Origin of the sequence: Hafnia alvei (genome assembly GCF_964063325.1) — a bacterium.
Lineage (GTDB): Bacteria > Pseudomonadota > Gammaproteobacteria > Enterobacterales > Enterobacteriaceae > Hafnia > Hafnia alvei_B.
Window position 1 is genome coordinate 1 of record NZ_OZ061315.1, and the last position, 21,541, is coordinate 21,541.

General features: G+C 48.1%; 20 protein-coding genes. 15 read left to right on the forward strand and 5 right to left on the reverse strand.

Features of this window, described 5'->3' with window-relative positions:
- The 5 genes from dnaA to yidA all read left to right on the forward strand — a co-directional run.
- A partial coding sequence (gene dnaA, locus AB3Y96_RS00005; RefSeq protein ID WP_367298226.1) for a chromosomal replication initiator protein DnaA occupies positions 1 to 1,398 on the forward strand: 1,398 nt, incomplete at its 5' end.
- Between the two features lie 24 nt (positions 1,399 to 1,422).
- Positions 1,423 to 2,523 (forward strand): DNA polymerase III subunit beta, encoded by a 1,101-nt coding sequence (gene dnaN / locus AB3Y96_RS00010; protein WP_367298227.1) that lies wholly within the window; start codon positions 1,423 to 1,425, stop codon positions 2,521 to 2,523.
- A gap of 141 nt (positions 2,524 to 2,664) precedes the next feature.
- On the forward strand, positions 2,665 to 3,741 hold the full coding sequence (gene recF / locus AB3Y96_RS00015) for a DNA replication/repair protein RecF (protein ID WP_025797341.1): 1,077 nt from the start codon (positions 2,665 to 2,667) through the stop codon (positions 3,739 to 3,741).
- Positions 3,742 to 3,771: 30 nt separating this feature from the next.
- Positions 3,772 to 6,186, forward strand: a complete 2,415-nt coding sequence (gene gyrB, locus AB3Y96_RS00020; RefSeq protein ID WP_072308150.1) for a DNA topoisomerase (ATP-hydrolyzing) subunit B — start codon at positions 3,772 to 3,774, stop codon at positions 6,184 to 6,186.
- Between the two features lie 141 nt (positions 6,187 to 6,327).
- On the forward strand, positions 6,328 to 7,143 hold the full coding sequence (yidA, locus tag AB3Y96_RS00025; RefSeq protein WP_367298228.1) for a sugar-phosphatase: 816 nt from the start codon (positions 6,328 to 6,330) through the stop codon (positions 7,141 to 7,143).
- 336 nt (positions 7,144 to 7,479) lie between these two features.
- Here yidA and AB3Y96_RS00030 read toward each other — a convergent pair whose 3' ends face one another.
- Positions 7,480 to 8,436 (reverse strand): threonine/serine dehydratase, encoded by a 957-nt coding sequence (locus AB3Y96_RS00030; protein WP_367298229.1) that lies wholly within the window; start codon positions 8,434 to 8,436, stop codon positions 7,480 to 7,482.
- Positions 8,437 to 8,719: 283 nt separating this feature from the next.
- On the opposite strand from AB3Y96_RS00030, the gene dgoR reads away from it, so the two are divergent.
- The 7 genes from dgoR (at position 8,720) to AB3Y96_RS00065 (ending at position 15,838) form a co-directional block, all read left to right on the forward strand.
- Positions 8,720 to 9,418 (forward strand): D-galactonate utilization transcriptional regulator DgoR, encoded by a 699-nt coding sequence (dgoR, locus tag AB3Y96_RS00035; RefSeq protein WP_367298230.1) that lies wholly within the window; start codon positions 8,720 to 8,722, stop codon positions 9,416 to 9,418.
- On the forward strand, positions 9,415 to 10,317 hold the full coding sequence (locus AB3Y96_RS00040; RefSeq protein WP_367298231.1) for a 2-dehydro-3-deoxygalactonokinase: 903 nt from the start codon (positions 9,415 to 9,417) through the stop codon (positions 10,315 to 10,317). The genes dgoR and AB3Y96_RS00040 overlap by 4 nt, the downstream gene beginning before the upstream one ends.
- Positions 10,301 to 10,918, forward strand: coding sequence for a 2-dehydro-3-deoxy-6-phosphogalactonate aldolase (locus tag AB3Y96_RS00045; RefSeq protein WP_367298232.1), 618 nt, complete (start codon positions 10,301 to 10,303; stop codon positions 10,916 to 10,918). The genes AB3Y96_RS00040 and AB3Y96_RS00045 overlap by 17 nt, the downstream gene beginning before the upstream one ends.
- Positions 10,915 to 12,063, forward strand: a complete 1,149-nt coding sequence (gene dgoD, locus AB3Y96_RS00050; RefSeq protein WP_072308156.1) for a galactonate dehydratase — start codon at positions 10,915 to 10,917, stop codon at positions 12,061 to 12,063. The genes AB3Y96_RS00045 and dgoD overlap by 4 nt, the downstream gene beginning before the upstream one ends.
- 260 nt (positions 12,064 to 12,323) lie before the next feature.
- The gene (locus AB3Y96_RS00055; RefSeq protein ID WP_367298233.1) at positions 12,324 to 13,616 is read left to right on the forward strand and encodes an MFS transporter; all 1,293 of its coding nucleotides are present in this window, start codon (positions 12,324 to 12,326) and stop codon (positions 13,614 to 13,616) included.
- Between the two features lie 109 nt (positions 13,617 to 13,725).
- Entirely contained in the window at positions 13,726 to 14,487 is a 762-nt protein-coding gene (locus AB3Y96_RS00060; protein WP_367298234.1) for an EAL domain-containing protein, read from the forward strand.
- A 61-nt stretch (positions 14,488 to 14,548) separates the two neighbouring features.
- Complete coding sequence (locus AB3Y96_RS00065; protein ID WP_072308158.1) at positions 14,549 to 15,838, forward strand: DUF3748 domain-containing protein; 1,290 nt, start codon at positions 14,549 to 14,551, stop codon at positions 15,836 to 15,838.
- A 37-nt stretch (positions 15,839 to 15,875) separates the two neighbouring features.
- On the opposite strand, the gene AB3Y96_RS00070 is transcribed toward AB3Y96_RS00065, so the two are convergent.
- Positions 15,876 to 16,244, reverse strand: coding sequence for a YceK/YidQ family lipoprotein (locus AB3Y96_RS00070; protein ID WP_072308159.1), 369 nt, complete (start codon positions 16,242 to 16,244; stop codon positions 15,876 to 15,878).
- A 349-nt stretch (positions 16,245 to 16,593) separates the two neighbouring features.
- Between AB3Y96_RS00070 and ibpA the strand changes: the two genes are divergently transcribed.
- From ibpA to AB3Y96_RS00085, 3 genes are all read left to right on the forward strand, one after another.
- The gene (ibpA, locus tag AB3Y96_RS00075; protein WP_072308160.1) at positions 16,594 to 17,007 is read left to right on the forward strand and encodes a small heat shock chaperone IbpA; all 414 of its coding nucleotides are present in this window, start codon (positions 16,594 to 16,596) and stop codon (positions 17,005 to 17,007) included.
- Positions 17,008 to 17,135: 128 nt separating this feature from the next.
- Positions 17,136 to 17,615, forward strand: a complete 480-nt coding sequence (ibpB, locus tag AB3Y96_RS00080; protein WP_072308161.1) for a small heat shock chaperone IbpB — start codon at positions 17,136 to 17,138, stop codon at positions 17,613 to 17,615.
- A gap of 172 nt (positions 17,616 to 17,787) precedes the next feature.
- Complete coding sequence (locus AB3Y96_RS00085; protein WP_367298235.1) at positions 17,788 to 19,071, forward strand: valine--pyruvate transaminase; 1,284 nt, start codon at positions 17,788 to 17,790, stop codon at positions 19,069 to 19,071.
- A 63-nt stretch (positions 19,072 to 19,134) separates the two neighbouring features.
- On the opposite strand, the gene AB3Y96_RS00090 is transcribed toward AB3Y96_RS00085, so the two are convergent.
- The 3 genes from AB3Y96_RS00090 to AB3Y96_RS00100 form a co-directional block, all read right to left on the reverse strand.
- Positions 19,135 to 19,503, reverse strand: coding sequence for a YibL family ribosome-associated protein (locus tag AB3Y96_RS00090; protein WP_072308163.1), 369 nt, complete (start codon positions 19,501 to 19,503; stop codon positions 19,135 to 19,137).
- A gap of 115 nt (positions 19,504 to 19,618) precedes the next feature.
- A complete protein-coding gene (locus AB3Y96_RS00095) occupies positions 19,619 to 20,173 on the reverse strand; it encodes an MltR family transcriptional regulator (protein ID WP_247650299.1) in 555 nt (184 codons plus the stop codon).
- Positions 20,174 to 20,338: 165 nt separating this feature from the next.
- On the reverse strand, positions 20,339 to 21,496 hold the full coding sequence (locus AB3Y96_RS00100) for a mannitol-1-phosphate 5-dehydrogenase (RefSeq protein ID WP_072308165.1): 1,158 nt from the start codon (positions 21,494 to 21,496) through the stop codon (positions 20,339 to 20,341).
- Between the last annotated feature and the right edge of the window lie 45 nt (positions 21,497 to 21,541).

Sequence of the window (21,541 nt, forward strand, 5' to 3'; positions counted from 1 at the left end):
GTGTCACTTTCGCTTTGGCAGCAGTGTCTTGCCCGATTGCAGGATGAGTTACCTGCCACAGAATTTAGTATGTGGATCCGTCCTTTACAGGCGGAACTGAGTGACAACACCCTGGCGCTGTATGCTCCTAACCGTTTTGTATTGGATTGGGTTCGTGACAAATATCTCAACAACATCAACGGATTGTTGAATGATTTTTGTGGCAGCGATGCGCCGGTTTTACGTTTTGAAGTTGGCACCAAACCTGCAATGGCAATTCCGGCACAAAGCCCGGTTACTGCCAGCGTTTCTGCGCCTGTCATTCAGACCGCAGCTCGCAATATTGCACCTATGCGTCCGAGCTGGGATAACTCACCGGCGCAGCCTGAACTGTCTTATCGCTCGAATGTAAATCCTAAGCATACGTTCGATAACTTTGTTGAGGGTAAGTCTAACCAACTGGCCCGCGCGGCGGCGCGTCAGGTGGCTGATAACCCTGGCGGAGCCTATAACCCGTTGTTTTTATACGGTGGCACTGGTTTAGGTAAAACCCACCTTTTGCACGCGGTGGGAAATGGCATTATGGCGCGCAAAGCCAATGCCAAAGTGGTTTACATGCACTCTGAGCGTTTCGTTCAGGATATGGTTAAGGCTCTGCAAAATAACGCGATCGAAGAGTTTAAACGCTACTATCGTTCTGTTGATGCTCTGCTTATCGATGATATTCAATTCTTTGCGAACAAAGAGCGCTCGCAGGAAGAGTTTTTCCATACCTTTAACGCACTGCTTGAAGGCAATCAGCAAATTATCCTGACGTCAGATCGCTATCCAAAAGAGATCAACGGCGTGGAAGATCGCCTGAAATCACGATTTGGCTGGGGATTGACCGTGGCTATCGAGCCGCCGGAATTAGAAACGCGCGTCGCTATTCTGATGAAAAAAGCCGATGAAAATGATATTCGCCTGCCGGGTGAAGTCGCCTTTTTCATCGCCAAGCGTCTACGCTCTAATGTACGTGAGCTCGAGGGCGCACTGAATCGCGTGATTGCCAATGCCAACTTTACCGGCCGCGCAATTACCATCGACTTCGTGCGTGAAGCATTGCGTGATCTGCTCGCCTTGCAGGAAAAATTAGTCACTATCGATAATATTCAGAAGACAGTCGCTGAGTATTATAAAATCAAGGTGGCAGATTTACTGTCTAAACGCCGTTCCCGCTCGGTTGCACGCCCACGCCAGATGGCGATGGCGCTGGCAAAAGAGCTGACCAACCATAGCTTGCCGGAAATCGGTGATGCATTTGGTGGTCGTGACCATACTACGGTCTTGCATGCCTGTCGTAAGATTGAACAGCTGCGTGAAGAAAGCCACGACATCAAAGAAGATTTTTCTAATTTAATCAGAACGTTGTCATCCTAATCAAATAACAGTCATCGTAGCGATATGAAATTTATTGTTGAACGTGAACATCTGCTAAAGCCGTTGCAACAGGTAAGCAGCCCGCTGGGTGGTCGACCAACGTTGCCTATTCTTGGTAATCTGCTGCTGCAGGTTGAAGACGGCCATCTATTGCTGACAGGCACCGACCTTGAAATGGAAATGATCGCCCGTGTTCCTCTTGCTCAAGAGCATGAGACGGGTGCGACAACGGTTCCTGCGCGTAAGTTTTTTGATATTTGCCGTGGCCTACCAGACGGTGCGGAAATCACCGTGATACTGGACGGCGATCGCATGTTGGTTCGCTCTGGACGTAGCCGCTTCTCGCTGTCTACGCTGCCGGCCGCTGACTTCCCTAATCTGGATGATTGGCAGAGCGAGGTGGAGTTTACTCTGCCTCAGGCAACGCTGAAAAAGCTGATTGAAGCGACGCAGTTCTCAATGGCACATCAGGACGTACGCTATTACCTGAACGGTATGCTGTTTGAGACCGAAGGCGAAGAGCTGCGCACCGTCGCGACCGATGGGCACCGACTTGCCGTTTGCTCTATGCCTATTGGCCAGAGTTTGCCAAGTCATTCGGTGATCGTGCCGCGTAAAGGCGTGATGGAACTGTCTCGTTTGTTAGATGGCGGTGAAACACCGCTGCGCCTGCAAATTGGCAGCAATAACATTCGTGCTCACGTTGGTGGCTTTATCTTTACCTCTAAGCTGGTTGATGGGCGTTTCCCTGACTATCGCCGCGTATTGCCGAAGAACCCGGACAAAACGCTGAAAGCAGGCTGTGATGAACTCAAACAGGCGTTTGCGCGTGCGGCGATTTTGTCGAATGAAAAATTCCGCGGTGTTCGCCTTTATGTCAGCCATAACCAGCTGAAAATTACTGCGAATAACCCAGAGCAGGAAGAAGCGGAAGAAATTCTGGATGTGAATTACGAAGGCACCGATTTAGAAATTGGTTTCAACGTCAGTTACGTTCTGGATGTCCTCAACGCACTCAAGTGTGGAGACGTGCATATGCTACTGACTGACTCCGTATCTAGCGTTCAGATTGAAGACGCGGCGAGCCAGTCGGCAGCCTACGTAGTCATGCCAATGCGTTTGTAGCCATGTATCGGGCTATCTTACTTGCCACTTTACGCTTGGGCAGTGCTCGCCATCCTCACGTACTACATGTACGCTCCGGTGGCTGTGCGCTGGCCGCACGTAAATTGGCTGCGACGATAACGCCCTGGAATTGAAATTCGTATGGCTTTAACGCGTCTAACGATCCGCGATTTTCGCAATATTGAATCGGCGGATCTCTCTCCTGCTGAGGGATTCAACTTTCTGGTCGGTGCCAACGGTAGCGGAAAGACCAGCGTGCTCGAGGCTATTTATACGCTTGGGCACGGGCGGGCTTTTCGTAGTTTGCAGGCGGGAAGAGTGATCCGCCACGACCAGAATGAGTTTGTTCTACATGGTCGCATTGATACCGGTGCAGAGCGCGAGCTGTCCGTTGGGCTTAGTAAAAGCCGTGCCGGTGATAGCAAAGTGCGCATTGATGGCAGCGATGGCCACAAAGTGGCGGAGCTAGCGCAGATGTTGCCGATGCAGCTTATCACGCCAGAAGGTTTTACCTTATTGAACGGCGGGCCAAAATTTCGGCGCGCTTTTCTCGACTGGGGCTGCTTTCATAGCGATCCCGGTTTCTTTGTTGCCTGGAGCAACCTCAAGCGACTGCTAAAGCAGCGCAATGCGGCGTTAAGACAGGTAACCCGCTATGGACAATTACGTCCATGGGATCAGGAACTGATCCCGCTGGCAGAACGTATCAGCCAATTGCGAGCGCAATACAGCGCAGCGATTGCCGAAGATATCAGCGCAACATGCGCGCAGTTCTTGCCTGAATTTGCACTGACGTTTTCTTTCCAGCGTGGCTGGGATAAAGAGAGCGATTACGGAGAGTTGCTAGAGCGTCAATTTGAACGCGATAGGGCTCTGACCTATACCGCGGTTGGTCCACACAAGGCAGATTTCCGCATCCGGGCAGAAGGTACACCGGTTGAGGATTTACTGTCGCGTGGGCAACTGAAGTTACTGATGTGTGCGCTGCGTTTGGCACAGGGTGAATATCTTACCCGCCACAGCGGTCGCCGTTGCCTTTACCTTATCGATGATTTTGCTTCTGAGCTGGATACGGGTCGCAGACGTTTATTAGCCGACCGATTGAAAGCCACTGGCGCACAGGTTTTTGTGAGTGCGGTGAGTGCAGAACAGGTCTCCGATATGGTTGATGAAAAGGGCAAGATGTTCCGCGTGGAACAGGGTAAAATAGCGGTTTAATCACAGTTTTTTAATGAGCGAGAAAGGCTGATGTCAAATACTTATGACTCCTCAAGTATCAAGGTATTAAAAGGGCTGGACGCCGTGCGTAAACGCCCGGGCATGTACATCGGTGATACCGATGACGGCACCGGTCTGCACCATATGGTATTCGAGGTGGTGGACAACGCGATTGACGAGGCGCTCGCTGGCTACTGTAAAGACATTATCGTTACCATCCATAGCGACAACTCTGTGTCGGTACAGGATGATGGCCGTGGTATTCCTACTGGCCTGCACGAAGAAGAAGGTGTGTCTGCTGCCGAAGTTATCATGACCGTGCTGCACGCCGGTGGTAAGTTTGATGATAACTCTTATAAAGTTTCCGGTGGTCTGCACGGCGTTGGTGTTTCCGTGGTTAACGCCCTGTCTGAAAAATTGGAATTGATTATCCGCCGTGAAGGTAAAGTTCACGAGCAGACTTACGCCCACGGCGTTCCTCAATTCCCACTGAAAGTGGTTGGCGATACTGAAATAACGGGCACAACCGTACGTTTCTGGCCAAGCCTGCAGACATTCTCTAACCATACCGAATTCCAGTACGATATTCTGGCTAAGCGTCTGCGTGAGCTCTCCTTCTTGAACTCCGGTGTGTCTATTCGCCTGCGCGACAAACGCGACAACCGTGAAGATCATTTCCACTATGAAGGCGGTATCAAGGCGTTCGTAGAGTATCTGAACAAAAATAAAACCCCGATCCATCCAAACGTGTTCTATTTCTCAACCGTGAAGGATGATATCGGCGTTGAAGTTGCGCTTCAGTGGAACGATGGTTTCCAGGAAAACATCTACTGCTTTACCAACAACATTCCACAGCGTGATGGTGGTACTCATCTGGCCGGTTTCCGTGCTGCGATGACCCGTACCCTGAACAGCTATATGGAAAAAGAAGGCTACAGCAAGAAAGCCAAAGTAAGTGCCACCGGTGACGATGCGCGTGAAGGCTTGATTGCGGTGGTTTCTGTTAAGGTTCCAGATCCTAAGTTCTCATCTCAGACCAAAGACAAACTGGTTTCTTCTGAGGTTAAAACTGCCGTTGAAACGCAGATGAACGAACTGCTGGCTGAGTACCTGCAAGAAAACCCAGGCGATGCCAAAATCGTTGTGGGTAAAATTATTGATGCTGCGCGCGCGCGTGAAGCGGCTCGTAAAGCCCGTGAAATGACGCGTCGTAAAGGTGCGTTGGATTTAGCGGGTCTGCCGGGCAAACTGGCTGACTGTCAGGAACGCGATCCTGCCCACTCTGAACTGTACTTAGTGGAAGGGGACTCTGCGGGCGGCTCTGCAAAACAGGGGCGTAACCGTAAGAATCAGGCAATTCTGCCGCTGAAAGGTAAAATCCTGAACGTTGAGAAAGCGCGTTTCGATAAAATGCTTTCCTCTCAGGAAGTTGCCACACTGATTACCGCACTAGGCTGTGGTATCGGTCGCGACGAATATAACCCTGACAAGCTGCGTTATCACAGCATCATCATCATGACCGATGCCGACGTCGATGGCTCGCACATTCGTACGCTGCTATTGACCTTCTTCTATCGTCAGATGCCAGAAATTATCGAACGTGGTCATGTATTTATTGCTCAGCCGCCGCTGTATAAAGTGAAGAAAGGCAAGCAAGAACAGTACATTAAAGATGATGACGCGATGGATCAGTATCAGCTCTCTATCGCCTTAGATGGCGCAGAGTTGCACATCAATGCTGATGCGCCAGCGATGTCTAACGAGCATTTAGAGAAGTTGGTGACCGAGCACTACCAGGTTCAAAAACTGATTGGTCGTATGGAGCGTCGTTATCCTAAGGCGTTGCTGAACCAGCTGATTTATCATCCAACTCTGGTAGAGGCCGATCTTGGCGATCAGGCTAAAGTGCAGCAGTGGATTGAATCACTGGTAAATACGCTGAATGAAAAAGAAGTTCACGGCAGCACTTACTCTGCGATTGTGACTGAGAACCGCGAGCGTCAGATGTTTGAGCCGTTGCTGCGTATTCGTACTCACGGGGTTGATACTGATTATCCTCTGGACTTCGAATTCATTCACGGTGCGGAATATCGCCGCATTTGCAACTTGGGTGGTACGCTGCGTGGCTTAATCGAAGAAGATGCGTTTGTTATGCGAGGCGAACGTCGCCAGCCGATTACCAGCTTCGAACAGGCATTGGAATGGTTGGTGAAAGAGTCCCGTCGTGGCCTCGCTATCCAGCGTTACAAAGGTCTGGGTGAAATGAACCCTGAGCAGCTGTGGGAAACCACCATGGATCCACAGAGCCGTCGTATGCTGCGTGTTACCGTAAAAGATGCGGTAGCTGCTGATCAGTTATTCACTACGTTGATGGGCGATGCGGTTGAACCTCGCCGTGCATTTATCGAAGAGAATGCGCTGCGCGCTGCAAACCTCGACTTCTAATTTCTGAAGAACGACAAAAGGGACGATTTATCGTCCCTTTTTTTATGCTTTTGTTCCTCGTTTTTGCCTCGCATAAGCAATGACAACCTGACCTAGATTGATTACCGTTACTCTATTATTCTGACCCGAAGGGAAAATGTGATGTCGATTAAATTGATTGCCATAGATTTGGATGGAACCCTGCTTAATAACGAACGGATGGTTGCTCCTGCGGTGAGACAGGCTATTTTGGCGGCCAAAGCGCAAGGCGTGCATGTGGTGTTAGCAACGGGGCGTCCATTTATCGGCGCACAGCAATATCTGCGTGAATTGGAGTTGGATACCGCCGGATGCTACTGCCTTTGCAACAATGGTGGTCTGATTGTTCATGCCGAAAACGGGGAACCTTTATTTGAAACCCTGCTTGATAATGCCGACTATTTATACCTCGAATCGCTATCGCGTCAGGTCGGTTCGCATTTTCACGCGCTCGATCATCACAAGCTCTATACGGCTAACCGTGACGTCAGCAAATATACCGTTCATGAATCGTTTATTACCGGCATTCCTCTGCATTTCTGTCCTGCGGATGAAATGGATAAAAGCATTCGCTTCCCAAAAGTGATGATGATCGACCATCCTGAAGTGCTTGATGCGGCAATTGCTCGCATTCCACCGGAAGCGTATGAACGCTATACCATGATGAAAAGCAGCCCTTATTTCCTCGAAGTATTGAACAAAGATGCAGATAAAGGGAAAGGCATTGCGCGCTTGGCGCAATATCTGGATATCCCACGAGAAAACGTGATGTGTATTGGCGATCACGGCAATGACTTAGCGATGGTCGAATATGCGGGCGTTGGTGTTGCCATGGGTAACGCTGAGCCAGCAATTAAAGAAGCGGCCCAGTTTGTTACCACGAGTAATCAGGAAGATGGCGTGGCTGTAGCGATCAATAAGTTTGTATTGGGGAAATAAAATACTTATTTAGCCTTCCATAATAATTAAGCCACAGAATGTTGGTTTTGACCTTATCGGCACGTTACCGGACAGCCGAATGAATCATGAAGGTTAGGATTCGCCGACAGGGATGTCGGCGAAAGAACGGAGGAGCCAGGATGGCGATTGCCGTTCGTTCCGTTAAAACCGTAATGATGAAATGAGGGAACCCGCGAAGCGGGCTGGAAGGTGGTGCCAAGCCGAGGTGTTGGAGGGCGGCGATTGGCCCTCCAACTCGGACGCCTGCACAGAGGTCATGTAATACTTGGTGTTATAGGCGTTCGAAACCTTTCACGGAAGCGGTGTAAGCTTATTTTATGCTAACGCCTTCAAATACTTATCCAACACGATGTTTTTTCCGCATAAAACAACCGCGACTTTTTTACCCCGATAATCAGCTGCTAATTTCAGCATTGCCGCTAAGGCAACGCCTGCGGCCCCTTCAATCATCCAACGATCGGTCACAGCAATAAGTTTCATGGCCTGTTTGATCTCATCTTCGCTGACCAATACTTTTCGGTTAATCAGCTTTTGGCATAGCTCAAAGGTCACTGCACCCGGCTCAATGCCTCCCGCGGTTCCATCGGATAGCGTACTTTTTTCTTCTACTTCATAGATATGACCGGCTTCCAGATTGCTATACATGCTGGTGGCGTTCTCTGGCCAACACCCGATGATTTCCGTTTGCGGTGAGAGTGTTTTGAGCGCGGTGGCAATTCCTGAAATTAAGCCACCGCCCCCCACGGCAATGAAAACGGCATCTAAATCAGCCTGCTGTTCCGCTATTTCTGCACCACAGGTGCCTTGGCCTGCAATCACCTGCAAATCGTTATAGGGAGAGATATAGGTAAGGTGCTGCTCAGCGGCAGCTGCGCTGGCGGCGAGTTCGGAATTAAGCGCATCACCGGCCACTAAGCGCACATCGCCTCCGAATGCGCGGATAGTATCCAGTTTGATGGCTGCCGCGGATTCAGGTGCGTAGATCGTAGCTTTAATTCCTGCAATTTTTCCTGCTAGAGCAACACCTTGTCCGTGATTTCCGGTGGATGCGGTGATCACGCCCTGCTCTCTCTGCTTATCGCTGAGTAAACGTAGCTTATTGCTGGCACCGCGAAACTTGAAAGAGCCGGTGTGCTGTAAGTGTTCGCACTTTAAATACACCTCACAACCCGTGTGTGAAGAAAGCAAAACGCTGTGATCGAGCGGTGTGACTCGTACCTGCGGGCGCAGTGCCTGATGAGCTTGCATGATGTCTTCAAAGAGAGTCGTCATCGGGTTTCCTTGTGCATTTTCAATGTTGGGTAAGAGAAAAGAAGAGCATGGCTTCAAATTGACCTATTTGGCGCGACAAATAAACCTCGGATTAGCAACGGCGTAAAATGAACTCTAGTTGTCTATTTTGTGATCCAAATTGTAGTACCAGATTGTAATTTAATACTACAATATGGCTGTGGTTATGCGGTGGTGTTTTTGTTTTGTACTGCATTAGTGCAGTTATTTTATTCACTTGACGGTAAAGTAGGAGGAACGTTACGAGCCTCCAAGTGGAAAAATTATGAACAAGACTGAATTGAGTAAAACCGATCGCATTATTGCTGAGATTGGTCAGCAGATTATCAGTGGGAAGTATGTGCCAGGCTCATCTCTGCCGTCAGAAGCTGAGATGTGTGAGGAATTTCAGACCTCGCGCAACATTATTCGCGAAGTACTTCGAGCGCTTACGGCGAAACGGTTGGTTGAGGTAAAGCGCTATCGCGGTGCTTTTGTGGCTGCGCGTAATCAATGGAACTACTTGGATACTGACGTTCTGCAGTGGGTACTTGCCAATGATTATGACCCTCGCCTGATTAGCGCATTGAGTGAGGTACGTAATTTGGTTGAACCTGCTATTGCCCGCTGGGCTGCTGAGAGAGCGACCTCCAGCGAACTGGCAGAAATAGAGGCCGCGCTGAATGATATGAACCGGCATCATCAAGATTTTAATGCGTTTAATGAGGCTGATATTCGCTTCCACGAAGCCGTGTTGTCCTCCGTGCACAATCCTGTTTTACAGCAGTTAAATGTGGCAATCAGCTCATTACAAAGAGCGGTTTTTGAGCGTACGTATATGCCTGATGAGGGCAATATGCCGAGAACATTGCGCGAGCATCAGGCTCTTTACGATGCGATTCGCCATCAGAATGCCGATGCAGCAGAGCAGGCGGCGCTTGCAATGATTGCAAGCTCGACGAGGAGATTAAAGGATGAAATATGAATGAAAGTTTTATAGCGATTGATTGGGGGTCGACCAATCTCCGTGCATGGCTTTATAAGCAAGGTTTATGCATGGACTCTCTTAATTCAGAATCTGGCGTGACCCGTTTGCAAGGGCAAACTCCGCAGCAGGTTTTTACTCACCTTATGCAACCATGGTTTCAGGATTATGGCCAGTTACCCACGCTAATGGCTGGAATGGTGGGAAGCAATGCAGGATGGCAAGCGGTTCCTTACCTACCTTGCCCTGTTTCTCTGGGTGAAATCGCTCATCATCTTACCTCCGTTCATTCACCGAATATGGCCGATATCCGCATTATTCCTGGGCTATGCATCGATCGTTCTGACAATTCCAATGTGATGCGGGGAGAAGAAACACAGCTTATCGGTGCACACCAAATACACGCATCCTCTCGCTATATTATGCCCGGTACCCATAGCAAATGGGTACATCTGTCGGGTGAATGCGTTGATGACTTCCGTACGGTGATTACCGGCGAACTGCATTATTTGCTGCTACAGCACGGCCTTATCGGCGTGGGTATTGGTGAACAATTTTCCTCTCCAGAGGCGTTCCGCCAAGGAATGGAAACAGGATTCAATGATGCCAATATTTTGCGCTGTTTATTTGAAACACGCGCTGCGCATCTATTAGGAAGAAGAGACAAAAGCACGGTAAGCGATTGGTTATCCGGCGTATTAATTGGCAATGAAGTCGCCCAGATGCAGCAGGATTATGCCTTGAGCTCCCACGATGATATTACGCTGATCGGTAGCCAAAAATTGACCGAACGCTATGCGCAGGCGTTGAAATTCGCCGGTATAAATTACCAAGCGATTGAAGGGGATGTGGCGTTTCAGGCTGGGATAAGGAGTGTTGCAAATGTCTTGGGTTACTAAACTGCCGTTGATTGCCATCTTGCGTGGGATTAAGCCGCAAGAGGTTGAAGCACATATCACCGCGTTATTAGACGCCGGATTTGATGCCATAGAGATCCCGCTAAATTCACCGGAGTGGGAAAAAAGCATCGCACTGGCGGTAACGCTGTTTGGCCATCAAGCGCTGATTGGTGCGGGTACCGTATTAAAACCAGAACACGTTGAGCGGTTACATGCGCTGAACAGCAAGCTGGTTGTGACTCCAAACACTGAACCTGATGTTATCCGCCGTGCGGTTGATTGTCAGATGTTGGTATGTTGTGGATGTGCCACGGCGACAGAAGCGTTTCATGCAATAGACGCAGGTGCTCAGGCGTTAAAGATTTTTCCTTCGGCAGCATTTGGCCCTGATTACGTGAAAGCACTCAAAGCGGTTCTTCCCGCTGAAATTCCCGTATTTGCTGTTGGCGGCGTTACGCCAGAAAACTTACATGAATATCTGAACGCGGGCTGCATTGGTGCGGGATTAGGTGGTGATTTGTATCGTGCAGGGCAGAGCGTAGAGCGAACCGCTCAGCAAGCGAAGGCTTTCGTGAAAGCATATAAGGATGCAGTGCAATGAAAATTACTAAATTAACCACCTACCGTTTGCCGCCTAGATGGATGTTTTTAAAAATAGAAACCGATGAAGGTATCGTTGGTTGGGGCGAGCCCGTCATTGAAGGCAAAGCTAAAAGCGTTGAAGCCGCAGTGCACGAGCTAGGTGAATTTATTATTGGGCAAGATCCTGCGCGAATTAATGATATTTGGCAGATGCTTTACCGTAGTAGTTTTTATCGCGGCGGCCCGATCTTAATGAGCGCTATATCAGGTATTGATCAGGCGTTGTGGGACATAAAAGGCAAAGCATTAGGTGCACCGGTGTACCAACTGCTCGGCGGATTAGTTCGTGACAAAATTAAAGCCTATAGCTGGGTTGGTGGCGATCGGCCATCTGATGTCATTGATGGTATTAAAAAACTTACGGCGGCTGGCTTTGATACCTTTAAGCTCAACGGCTGTGAGGAAATGGGCATTATTGATAACGCCCGTAAAGTGGATGCAGCGGTTGAAGTGGTAGCAGAAATCCGAGCTGAATTTGGCAATCGCATTGAGTTTGGTTTGGATTTTCATGGCCGCGTCGATGCGCCGATGGCAAAAATCCTTATCAAAGAGTTAGAGCCTTATCGCCCTTTATTTATCGAAGAGCCGGTGTTGGCAGAACAAGCTGAATATTATTCCCGTCTAGCTGCTCAAACGCATATCCCAATTGCTGCGGGTGAGCGTATGTATTCACGTTTTGATTTTAAACGTGTATTGGCTGATGGTGGTTTGGCGATTGTACAACCCGACCTTTCTCACGCAGGTGGTATTACCGAATGCTTTAAAATTGCCGCCATGGCTGAGTCCTATGATGTTGCATTAGCGCCGCACTGCCCTCTAGGCCCGATTGCGTTGGCTTCCTGCTTACACTTGGATTTTGTGGCCCGTAATGCCGTGTTACAAGAACAAAGCATGGGAATTCACTACAACCAAGGTGCTGAACTGCTTGATTACGTGGTGAATAAAGAAGACTTCAATATGGTTGATGGCCATTTTTATCCATTAAATAAGCCTGGCCTTGGCGTTGAAATTAATGAAGAAATGGTGATAGAACGTAGTAAAAATGCACCTGATTGGCATAATCCGGTTTGGCGGTATCCCGATGGTGCCATCGCCGAATGGTGATCAGCCTTCGTAATTGAACTTGTATCTGTGTTGGCTGCGTTCGCTTACCCGAATCACTTACTTGAGTAAGCTCATCGGAATGCTCTCACTTGCCGCCTTGATACAAATCCAATTTCATTGGCTGCTCGTTGGCGTTAAATATATAAATAATAAATATTAAACGGCGTATCTTTCTCGCAGGGGATCGTGACGCCTAGAGTCGGCGTTAAATAATTACGCTATTCAAATATAGATACTCCGATATTATAAGTGAGAAGAATATGAGTGATATAACACTGTCTTCTGTTCCTACAAAAAGGCGTTATTTAACGCTATTAATGATTTTTATTACCGTTGTGATTTGTTATGTCGATCGCGCTAATCTGGCCGTTGCTTCTGCGCATATTCAAGCGGAGTTTGGTATTAGCAAATCAGAGATGGGATATATTTTCTCGGCGTTTGCCTGGACATACACTTTATGCCAAATACCGGGCGGGCGCTTTCTCGATCGTATGGGAGCTAAGACAACCTATTTTATCGCGATTATGGGGTGGTCTATTGGAACCTTATTCCAAGGTTTTGCCAACGGGTTGGTATCGCTGATAACTCTGCGAGCGGTAACTGGCATGTTTGAAGCTCCTGCTTTTCCAACCAATAACCGCATTGTCACTAGCTGGTTCCCCGAGCAAGAACGAGCTTCTGCGGTAGGATTTTATACGTCTGGCCAATTTGTCGGTTTAGCGTTTTTAACTCCGTTGCTGATTTGGTTACAAGAGGAGACCAGCTGGCACTGGGTGTTCATCGTGACGGGTGCAGTTGGTATTCTTTGGGCTGTGATATGGCGCTTTGTCTATCAGGCTCCACGCAAAAGTAAGTTCGCCAATCAGGCTGAGATTGACCATATTGCTAACGGTGGTGGCATGGTTGACGGCGACGTAGCGACTGGAAAAAAAGAGGCTGCACCTTTAACAACGGCAGATTGGAAGTTGGTGTTCCATCGTAAACTTGTGGGGGTTTATATTGGGCAGTTCGCCATTGCTTCAACGCTGTGGTTTTTCCTGACTTGGTTCCCTAATTATCTCACTCAAGAAAAACATATTACCGCGCTGACCGCTGGTTTTATGACAACGGTACCGTTTATGGCTGCTTTTTTGGGGGTGATCCTTTCAGGTATTGTGGCCGATAAGTTACTGAAAAGTGGAAAGTCGATTGGTTTTGCACGAAAAACTCCAATTATCTGTGGCCTGTTGTTATCCACCTGTATTATCGGTGCAAATTATACCAATGATCCTATGTGGATTATGATCCTGATGGCATTAGCATTCTTTGGCAACGGATTCGCATCTATTACATGGTCGCTGATTTCTTCCTTGGCGCCGATGCGTTTGATTGGGCTCACCGGCGGCGTGTTTAATTTTATTGGTGGCTTAGGCGGCATTACCGTTCCATTGGTTGTTGGGTTTCTCGCTCAATATTATGGTTTTGCTCCTTCGTTAACCTATATTGCCTCCGTGGCATTGATTGGAGCTCTCTCATACATATTTTTAGTGGGTGATGTGAAGCGTATAGATTGATATTTAAACTGTATTACTAATAAGATTTTTCTAAATTTGAATATTTCATTAAGTTTTCTAGCCGACGTGTCGCCTCTAACCTAGATTGGACACTCGGCTGGAACTCGCAATGGAAAAAAGTGCAAATTTTGTTATAAAGAAAGTGATGGAAAATAGCCTTAATCTGACGGTTGATATTTTTCTACAGCCAGTTTTTGATCTCTCTAGCTTTAAATGCGTGGGGGCAGAGGTTTTAGTTAGAGGTTTTTATCGTCGCAATATTGTCGCGCCGAATTTATTTATTCATCAGCTAGAAGAGAACGGTGGAATAATAAATTTAGGTGGCTATGTTATTGCTCAGACGTTTAAATATATGTCTGAAGTACTGATCCCTAATAATTTTCTTTATATCCTGAGCGTCAATATTTCGCTTGTGCAACTTAATGAGCAGGGATTTGCTCAAAATGTTATTCAATTGGCTGAAAAGTATAAAATTCCTGCTGATAGGGTGATGCTTGAACTCACTGAAACGCAGGGATACCCCGATATTCATGGGCAACATAATGCTGCTCAGCTGCAAGAGTATGGCTTTCTGCTAGCTTGGGATGACGTGACCAGTGCTGAAGAAGCCGAGCAAAAAATGCAGTTAGTGAAAACAGATTTCATAAAGTTAGATCGTTCTTGTTTTAAGAAAGGCGCGATGGATGAAACGCTTAAATTGATTGATAAGGCGCAGTCGCTTGATACCGATGTGGTTGCCGAGGGGATTGAAACCTTTGCGCAAACATCGCTGATGTTAAAACATGGCGTTAGATTGGCTCAGGGATTTTTGTTCTCACGCCCGTTGAACAAAGATGATTTCAACGAGGAATACATCCGCAAGCTTCAGTGATCGAAAACCTCGCTTAGTTTATGCTAATGAGATATGCGTTACCTTGCTTAAGGAATCAATCATGTCTCGCTATGCTGAAAAGCAACTCACATTCGATCCGCGTGGGCACCAGCTCACCAATATTAATGTTTGGACCCCAGACAGTGAGTGGCTGGCATACGATGTACGGCCCAGCGGAGCTTCCTTTACCGGGCTGTGCATTGAGCGTGTGAATGTTCATGATGGACGAGTGGAAGTTGTGTACCGCGCACAGCATGGCGCACATGTTGGCGTGGTGACGGTAAGCCCTCAGCAACCTACACGCTACGTTTTTATTCATGGCCCAGAGCATCCTGATGCCCACTGGCACTATGATTTCCACCATCGGCGCGGCGTGATTGTCAGTGAGCCAGATAGAGAATTAGCTGAAACGCTTGATGCGATGGATATTACCGAGCCTTACACTGCGGGAGCCCTACGCGGTGGAACGCATGTCCATGTTTTTAGCCCAGATGCCACTCGGCTGAGTTTTACCTACAACGATCACGTCATGCATGAAAAAGATATGGCACTCGATCAGCGTAACGTGGGCATCGCCATACCTCTGCATGCGGTCAATGTGCCGAAGCAACATCCACGTGAATATGACGGCAGCCACTTTTGCGTTCTGGTGAGCCAGACTACGCTTAATCCTCAGGCAGGAAGCGATCAGATTTCACGTGCCTATGAAGAGGGATGGATTGGGAATGAAGGATATCTAAAGCCGGATGGAACTCGCCAGCGATGGGCTTTAGCTTTTATCGGCGATACCGTTGGTGATAATGGCGCTAAAGTTCCTGAGATCTTTATCGTCGATCTACCAGAGCAAAATGCAGCCTATTCGCAGGCGGGGGAATACCCGTTGCAAGGCACCGCTGATAGGCTGCCAGCGCCGCCAGCCAATGTATATCAGCGTCGAATTACGTTCACTCATCAGCGCGTTTTCCCTGGACTTGTAACTGTGCCGCGCCATTGGCTGCGTTCTTCACCAAACGGGTCTGAAATTGCGTTCCTCATGCAAGATGATACGGGCGTGGTACAGCTTTGGACTATTTCGCCTAATGGTGGAGAACCACGGCAGATAACCCACGGCAAACATTCAGTGCAGTCGGCATTGAGTTGGCATCCTGATGGGGAGTCGTTATTTTTCGTGATGGATAATAGTGTCGTACGATGCAGCGTACATTCAGGTGCAATCACTCGCCTAACAACGCGCTCTGAGCAACCTCCGTGCGCAGAAGCCGTTGTGGTTTCCCCGGATGGAAACCACGTTGCATTTATGCGAGAAATTGCAGGCTGGCCACAGCTTTTTGTGGTGAACTTAAACGGCTAACGATGCCCAAGTTTGCTGTTTGGGGATGATTTCGATTCTATTCGTACTGCGGAGCTGAATTGTTAGGCGCAGCAGTATTCGGGGCAATATTGCTGACTCCGCTGATTTGCTCGTCGCGCAAAACGCGCGCACGCGGAGAATCGTCTTCTGGATTTGAATCTGAACGATAGTAATCGTAAGGCAGTAGTAGCGTATCAACTACGGCAGAAAACGGCAGATCCAAAGCAAGAAGCGGTGTCATCGCCCAACCGGTATCGTCATCCTTGATCATTTTGACATCATTTTTGGCACCAGAATAATAACCTTGGCTCGGTCCAACACGGGTCATGACGCTGGAACAGCCTCCTGCGAGCAGCGTTGAGCCAGCAAGCAGAGTTATCGTCAAGCATCTAATCCGTTGTCTCATAAATCCATCCCAATAATGGCTGCACTATGCTTAAGCCAGAGTTGTTGAGTTATAGCATCTGTGCCGAGAAACTGACAAAACCATCCATTGGCTCTGTGGCATTTATCTCACTTCACAAAAAAATAGCGTGCACGATCGTATCTTGCCTGTTTATGACAGCGATTTGAACAATTCGTGCGCTCTTATAAAAATTAAATTTTTACGCTTGAAAAATTTTGGACCGACTCCATCTTATTAGCAAGCCAATGAGAAATATGCCGTCAGGGTGTTTCGGGCTTAACGATTATATAGTCTGTCCATGATGGAAGATTATTTTTTCCTCGCTGATTTTATTAGGAGGCATATTTTTATGCGCAATTACGATTTATCTCCACTTTATCGCTCCGCTATTGGATTCGACCGCTTATTTAACCTGATTGAGTCAGGTCAAAATCAGTCTAATGGAGGTTACCCTCCTTACAATGTGGAGCTGGTTGATGACAACCACTATCGCATATCTATTGCGGTTGCTGGTTTCGCTGAGCATGAGTTGGATATCACTGCGCAAGCTAATACTCTGATTGTTAAAGGTTCTCATGAACAAACAGACAAAGAACGAACCTATTTATATCAAGGGATCGCTGAGCGTAACTTTGAGCGCAAATTCCAGCTGGCCGAACATATTCAAATTAAAGGTGCCAACTTGGAAAATGGACTGCTATATATCGATTTAGAGCGCATTGTTCCTGAAACATTGCAGCCACGTAAGATTGAAATTAAGTAATTAACTTTAGCTAATAGCGGTTAAAGATCTAACTAAATAGCCTGCCTACGGGGGGCTAATGGTCGGCTGTTATATTTTGATAAAACAGCCGAAAATAATATCTCGCTTCTCAGAAGGAGTTTATATCTATGCGTAATCACGATCTTTCTCCATTACTTCGTCAGTGGATTGGCTTCGATAAACTGGCTAATGCGATGCAAAGTGGCCTAGAACCTCAAGGGTTTCCGCCATACAACATCGAGAAAAGTGACGACAACCACTATCGCATCTCTCTGGCATTGGCCGGTTTTAAGCAGAGCGAACTGGATATTGAAGTTGAAGGCCCGCGCTTAACCGTGCGTGGTAATCCAACCCAGCCGGAAAAACCGGTGGAGTATTTACATCAGGGGCTGGTTTATAAGGCGTTCGACTTAACCTTTACCTTGGCTGAACATCTCACCGTAGATGGTGCTAAGTTTGAAAATGGGCTGTTGAATATCGATCTGGTGCGTAATGTGCCGGAAGCGCTGCAGCCTCAGCGTATTGCTATCGGTGGACAAACAACGACTCCTGCACTGGAGCAGACCCAAACTCCAGCAAGCGACGCTGAAACCAATAAGCATCTCTGATCTACCCTCTCTATCATTTTTGGCGCAGGAAACTGCGCCTTTTTTTATTCTGCATCTCAGGTTTTATTCAGAATTATATAAAAAACCGGTGATTTTGCTCGGGTTGTTCGTGCAGGGTGTAGCAGGTATGGTGTCGGTTGTCTTTCCCTAATAATTACCTGTGATTGCTACCATGACTTTTTCTGTTTTTGGCGACAAATTTACCCGCTACGCGGGGATCACCCGTCTGATGGACGATTTGAATGATGGCCTGCGTACGCCGGGCGCCATAATGCTTGGCGGCGGCAATCCGGCTAAAATCCCTCAGATGACGGATTATTTCACTCAACTTTGTGCGGATATGTTGAATGAAGGCAAACTCACTGAGGCGCTGTGTAACTATGATGGTCCACAGGGTAAAGATGCGCTGTTGCAGGCGTTGGCCAAAATGCTGCGCGATGAGTTTGGATGGCAAATAGAAGCACAAAATATTGCACTAACAAACGGCAGCCAGAGCGCATTTTTCTACTTATTCAATTTGTATGCTGGGCGTTTTTCCGATGGCTCTCGTCGTCGTGTTTTGTTCCCACTTGCGCCTGAATATATTGGTTATGCTGATGCTGGGTTAGACGAAGATCTGTTTGTTTCAGCTAAACCCACTATCGAGCTATTGCCTGAAGGCCAGTTCAAATATCACGTTGATTTCGACCATCTCAATATTGGCGATGATGTTGGGCTGATTTGCGTTTCTCGTCCGACTAACCCGACGGGGAATGTTTTGACCGATGAAGAGCTTATTCGCCTTGATGCTTTGGCTCAGCAGCGCAACATTCCACTGTTGATCGATAACGCCTACGGTTTACCGTTCCCTGGAATTATTTTCTCTGATGTGAAGCCGCTGTGGAACCCTAATATTATTCTGTGCATGAGCCTGTCGAAGTTGGGGTTACCGGGTTCTCGCTGCGGTATTGTGATCGCTGATGAAAAAGTGATCAGCGCAATCAGCAATATGAACGGAATAATTAGCCTTTCACCGGGCAGTCTTGGCCCCGCGATGGCGCTTGAAATGATTGAACGTGGCGATTTACTGCGTCTATCTAACGAGGTAATCAAGCCGTTTTATCGCCAGCGTGTAGAGCAGACTATCGAAGTGATTCGTCGCTATTTACCGGAAGAGCGCTGTTTGATTCATAAACCCGAGGGCGCGATTTTCCTGTGGCTATGGTTTATCGATCTACCGATCAGCACGGAGATTTTGTACCAGCGGCTCAAACAGCGAGGGGTATTGATGGTGCCTGGACACTATTTCTTCCCTGGGCTGGAACACGATTGGCCGCATACGCATCAATGCATGCGCATGAACTATGTCCCTGAACCAGAGCAAATCGAGAAAGGTGTACAGATTCTTGCTGAAGAGATAGAACGCGCGCACCAAGAAGATGCCGGTAAGAAGAAACGCTACGACGGCAAACGATAGGTAGCCGTGTGATAAAACAAACCCCGCTGTTGCGGGGTTTGTTTTAGCTAAGAGTCAAAAAGATTAGAACTCTTTTTTCGCGTAGCCAGTAACCACTTTCAGGCCCATCTCACGGCCTAACGCCGTCATTGGATGAACCACTTCGATACCACGTACGGCCTTTTTCAAAGAGCCCATATCAGCCTGTTCTTTTTTGGTAATTTCACGGCTGAATGGCATCTTTAAAAGCTGCTGTGCTTTAGCGCTGAAATGGCTCGCTTGAACGGCACGTAGGCGCTCGATCTCTGCGTTCAATTTTTCCTGCTCGGCGCGGTTCTCATCCAGCGCGTGCGTAGCTACAGAATCAATCTCTTGTAACAGCAGGCCAGCTTCTTTACGACGCAGGGCGTCTAGCTTGTCGCTCAGGCGTTTAATTTCTGCTTTTTCTTTCATGACATATCTTCCGGTCATCAATACTTTTAGGGATTAGGAGATAGTTTAACAGCTGTCGGCGTCAATGTGGGGATTGCCTGAAAAGAAGACGCCCCAGTCTTGAAAACTGGGGGGATTAGAAGGCTTTCTTATGGCACAAACGAGTCACTAAATCGGTGATGCTGAGCACCAGCGTTGAACGAACCATTTGTTGATAACGCTGCTCCTGCATATTTACCAACTGATCATCAACAACGTCTTCGGGCAGATGAAGCGTGGGCTGCGGAGGGAGTGCGGTCATGCTATGTAGCATGTTAATTGGCCCGAGTATTTCATCATCGGTGAAGCTGTAGATTTTGTTCTCATGCTTTAATTCGTTGTTGAGGGCGAGTAAAAGCTCAACGTCTTCATATTCGTCACGACTAATCACGCCTAGCGCGTAGATAAGCTTTAGCCGCACGGGTAAATCAGCAAGTGGGCCGGTTCCTTCCAGTAGGGGCTCCACTGCATATTTCACCGCATAATCGTCTTTACGAAAGGCTTGAAGAACCAAAAGATCTACCGCTTCGGCGAGCAGCCCAACGGTGGCCTGAATAAAACCTGCTACCGTTTGCCGAGCGTTCAGGCGCTCCAGAATACGGTTTTCAAAAGCTTGGCTTTTATAGAGGTCAGATTCTTCCATTGTTGCCATAGTCGTTGTTTCACTTACCGAATATCGCTGCTTTTCTGGGGCGGCGGCACTCGGAAGTTCCCTTTCTCTTTCAGGTTGTGCACGGTTATGCACGCGATTTAATTTCATTTTACCCTTCTCATTTGGAGCTGCCGCTTCGCCGCAACTCCAATCATATGGGTTACATCATGCTTTGCGCTGCATGGCGTTATACACATTAGCGATCTGTGCGACAAGTTCTGGCTGATCTTCCAGTTCACAAACTTGCATCACGGCGTTACTCACGCCTTTTTCGTTCAGGAGCGTTGCCATTTCTAGCGCCTGAGGGTCTTGATCACTGCGGTAGCTTAAGGCAGCAGCAATACCCATGATTAAATTATGGTTGCTAAGGCCGTATTCAAGCGTTCCTCGTAACGGTTTGATAAGGCGGTCGCCAGCGCTAAGCTTACGCAGCGGTTGGCGCCCAACACGTTCGACATCATCATGCAGGTAAGGGTTTTCAAAGCGCCCAAGAATTTTTTCGATATAGGCCGCATGTTGCTGGGGATCAAAACTGTAGCGCTTGATGAGCACTGCCCCACTTTCTTCCATCGCGCCTTTTACCACGGTACGAATAGCGGGATCGAGAATAGCTTCACGAATAGTTTGATAGCCTGCAAGCTGACCAAGATAAGCAGTGATTGCATGCCCTGTGTTGAGTGTGAAGAGTTTACGCTCAACGTAGGCCATTAAGTTAGCGGTAGACTCCATCCCGGTAATTTGCGGCAGCTGGCCTTTGAACTGTGTGCTATCAACAATCCACTCGCTAAAGGTTTCAACCGTGACCTCCAACGGATCGTCGTTCGCTGCGGCGCTCGGTGGCACGATACGGTCTACCGCAGAATCGACAAAGCCGATGTGTTCTTCCACCCAAGGGTGAAGCTCTACTGGCATCGCCTCGAGGACATGCTGCTTAAGTTGGCTAGTACCACGAACCATATTTTCGCACGCGATGATATTCATTGGCTGCTGGTTACCATTGCTATGACGAACCATTAACCCCTGCGCGAGCGTATGGGCAATCTTGCTAAGAACCTGCGGGCCTACGGCGGTGGTGATGATATCTGCTTGTGCAATTTGTTGAATGGCGTCTGCGCTGTTGCTATGAATGGCGCTTACGCGATTAACCTGTTCGATGCGTGCGTTTTCACCCACGACGTTAACCTGATAGCTTTGCTGGTGAGCAAGCTGATCGACCAACGGCTGGTTTACGTCAGCAAAGGTGAGTTCTGCCTGCGCATCTGCCAATAATTTACCAATAAAGCCACGACCGATATTTCCTGCACCAAAATGAATTGCTTTCATATTATTGACCTCAAACCTATCCGTAAAAAGGGGGGCGGGGGAGCC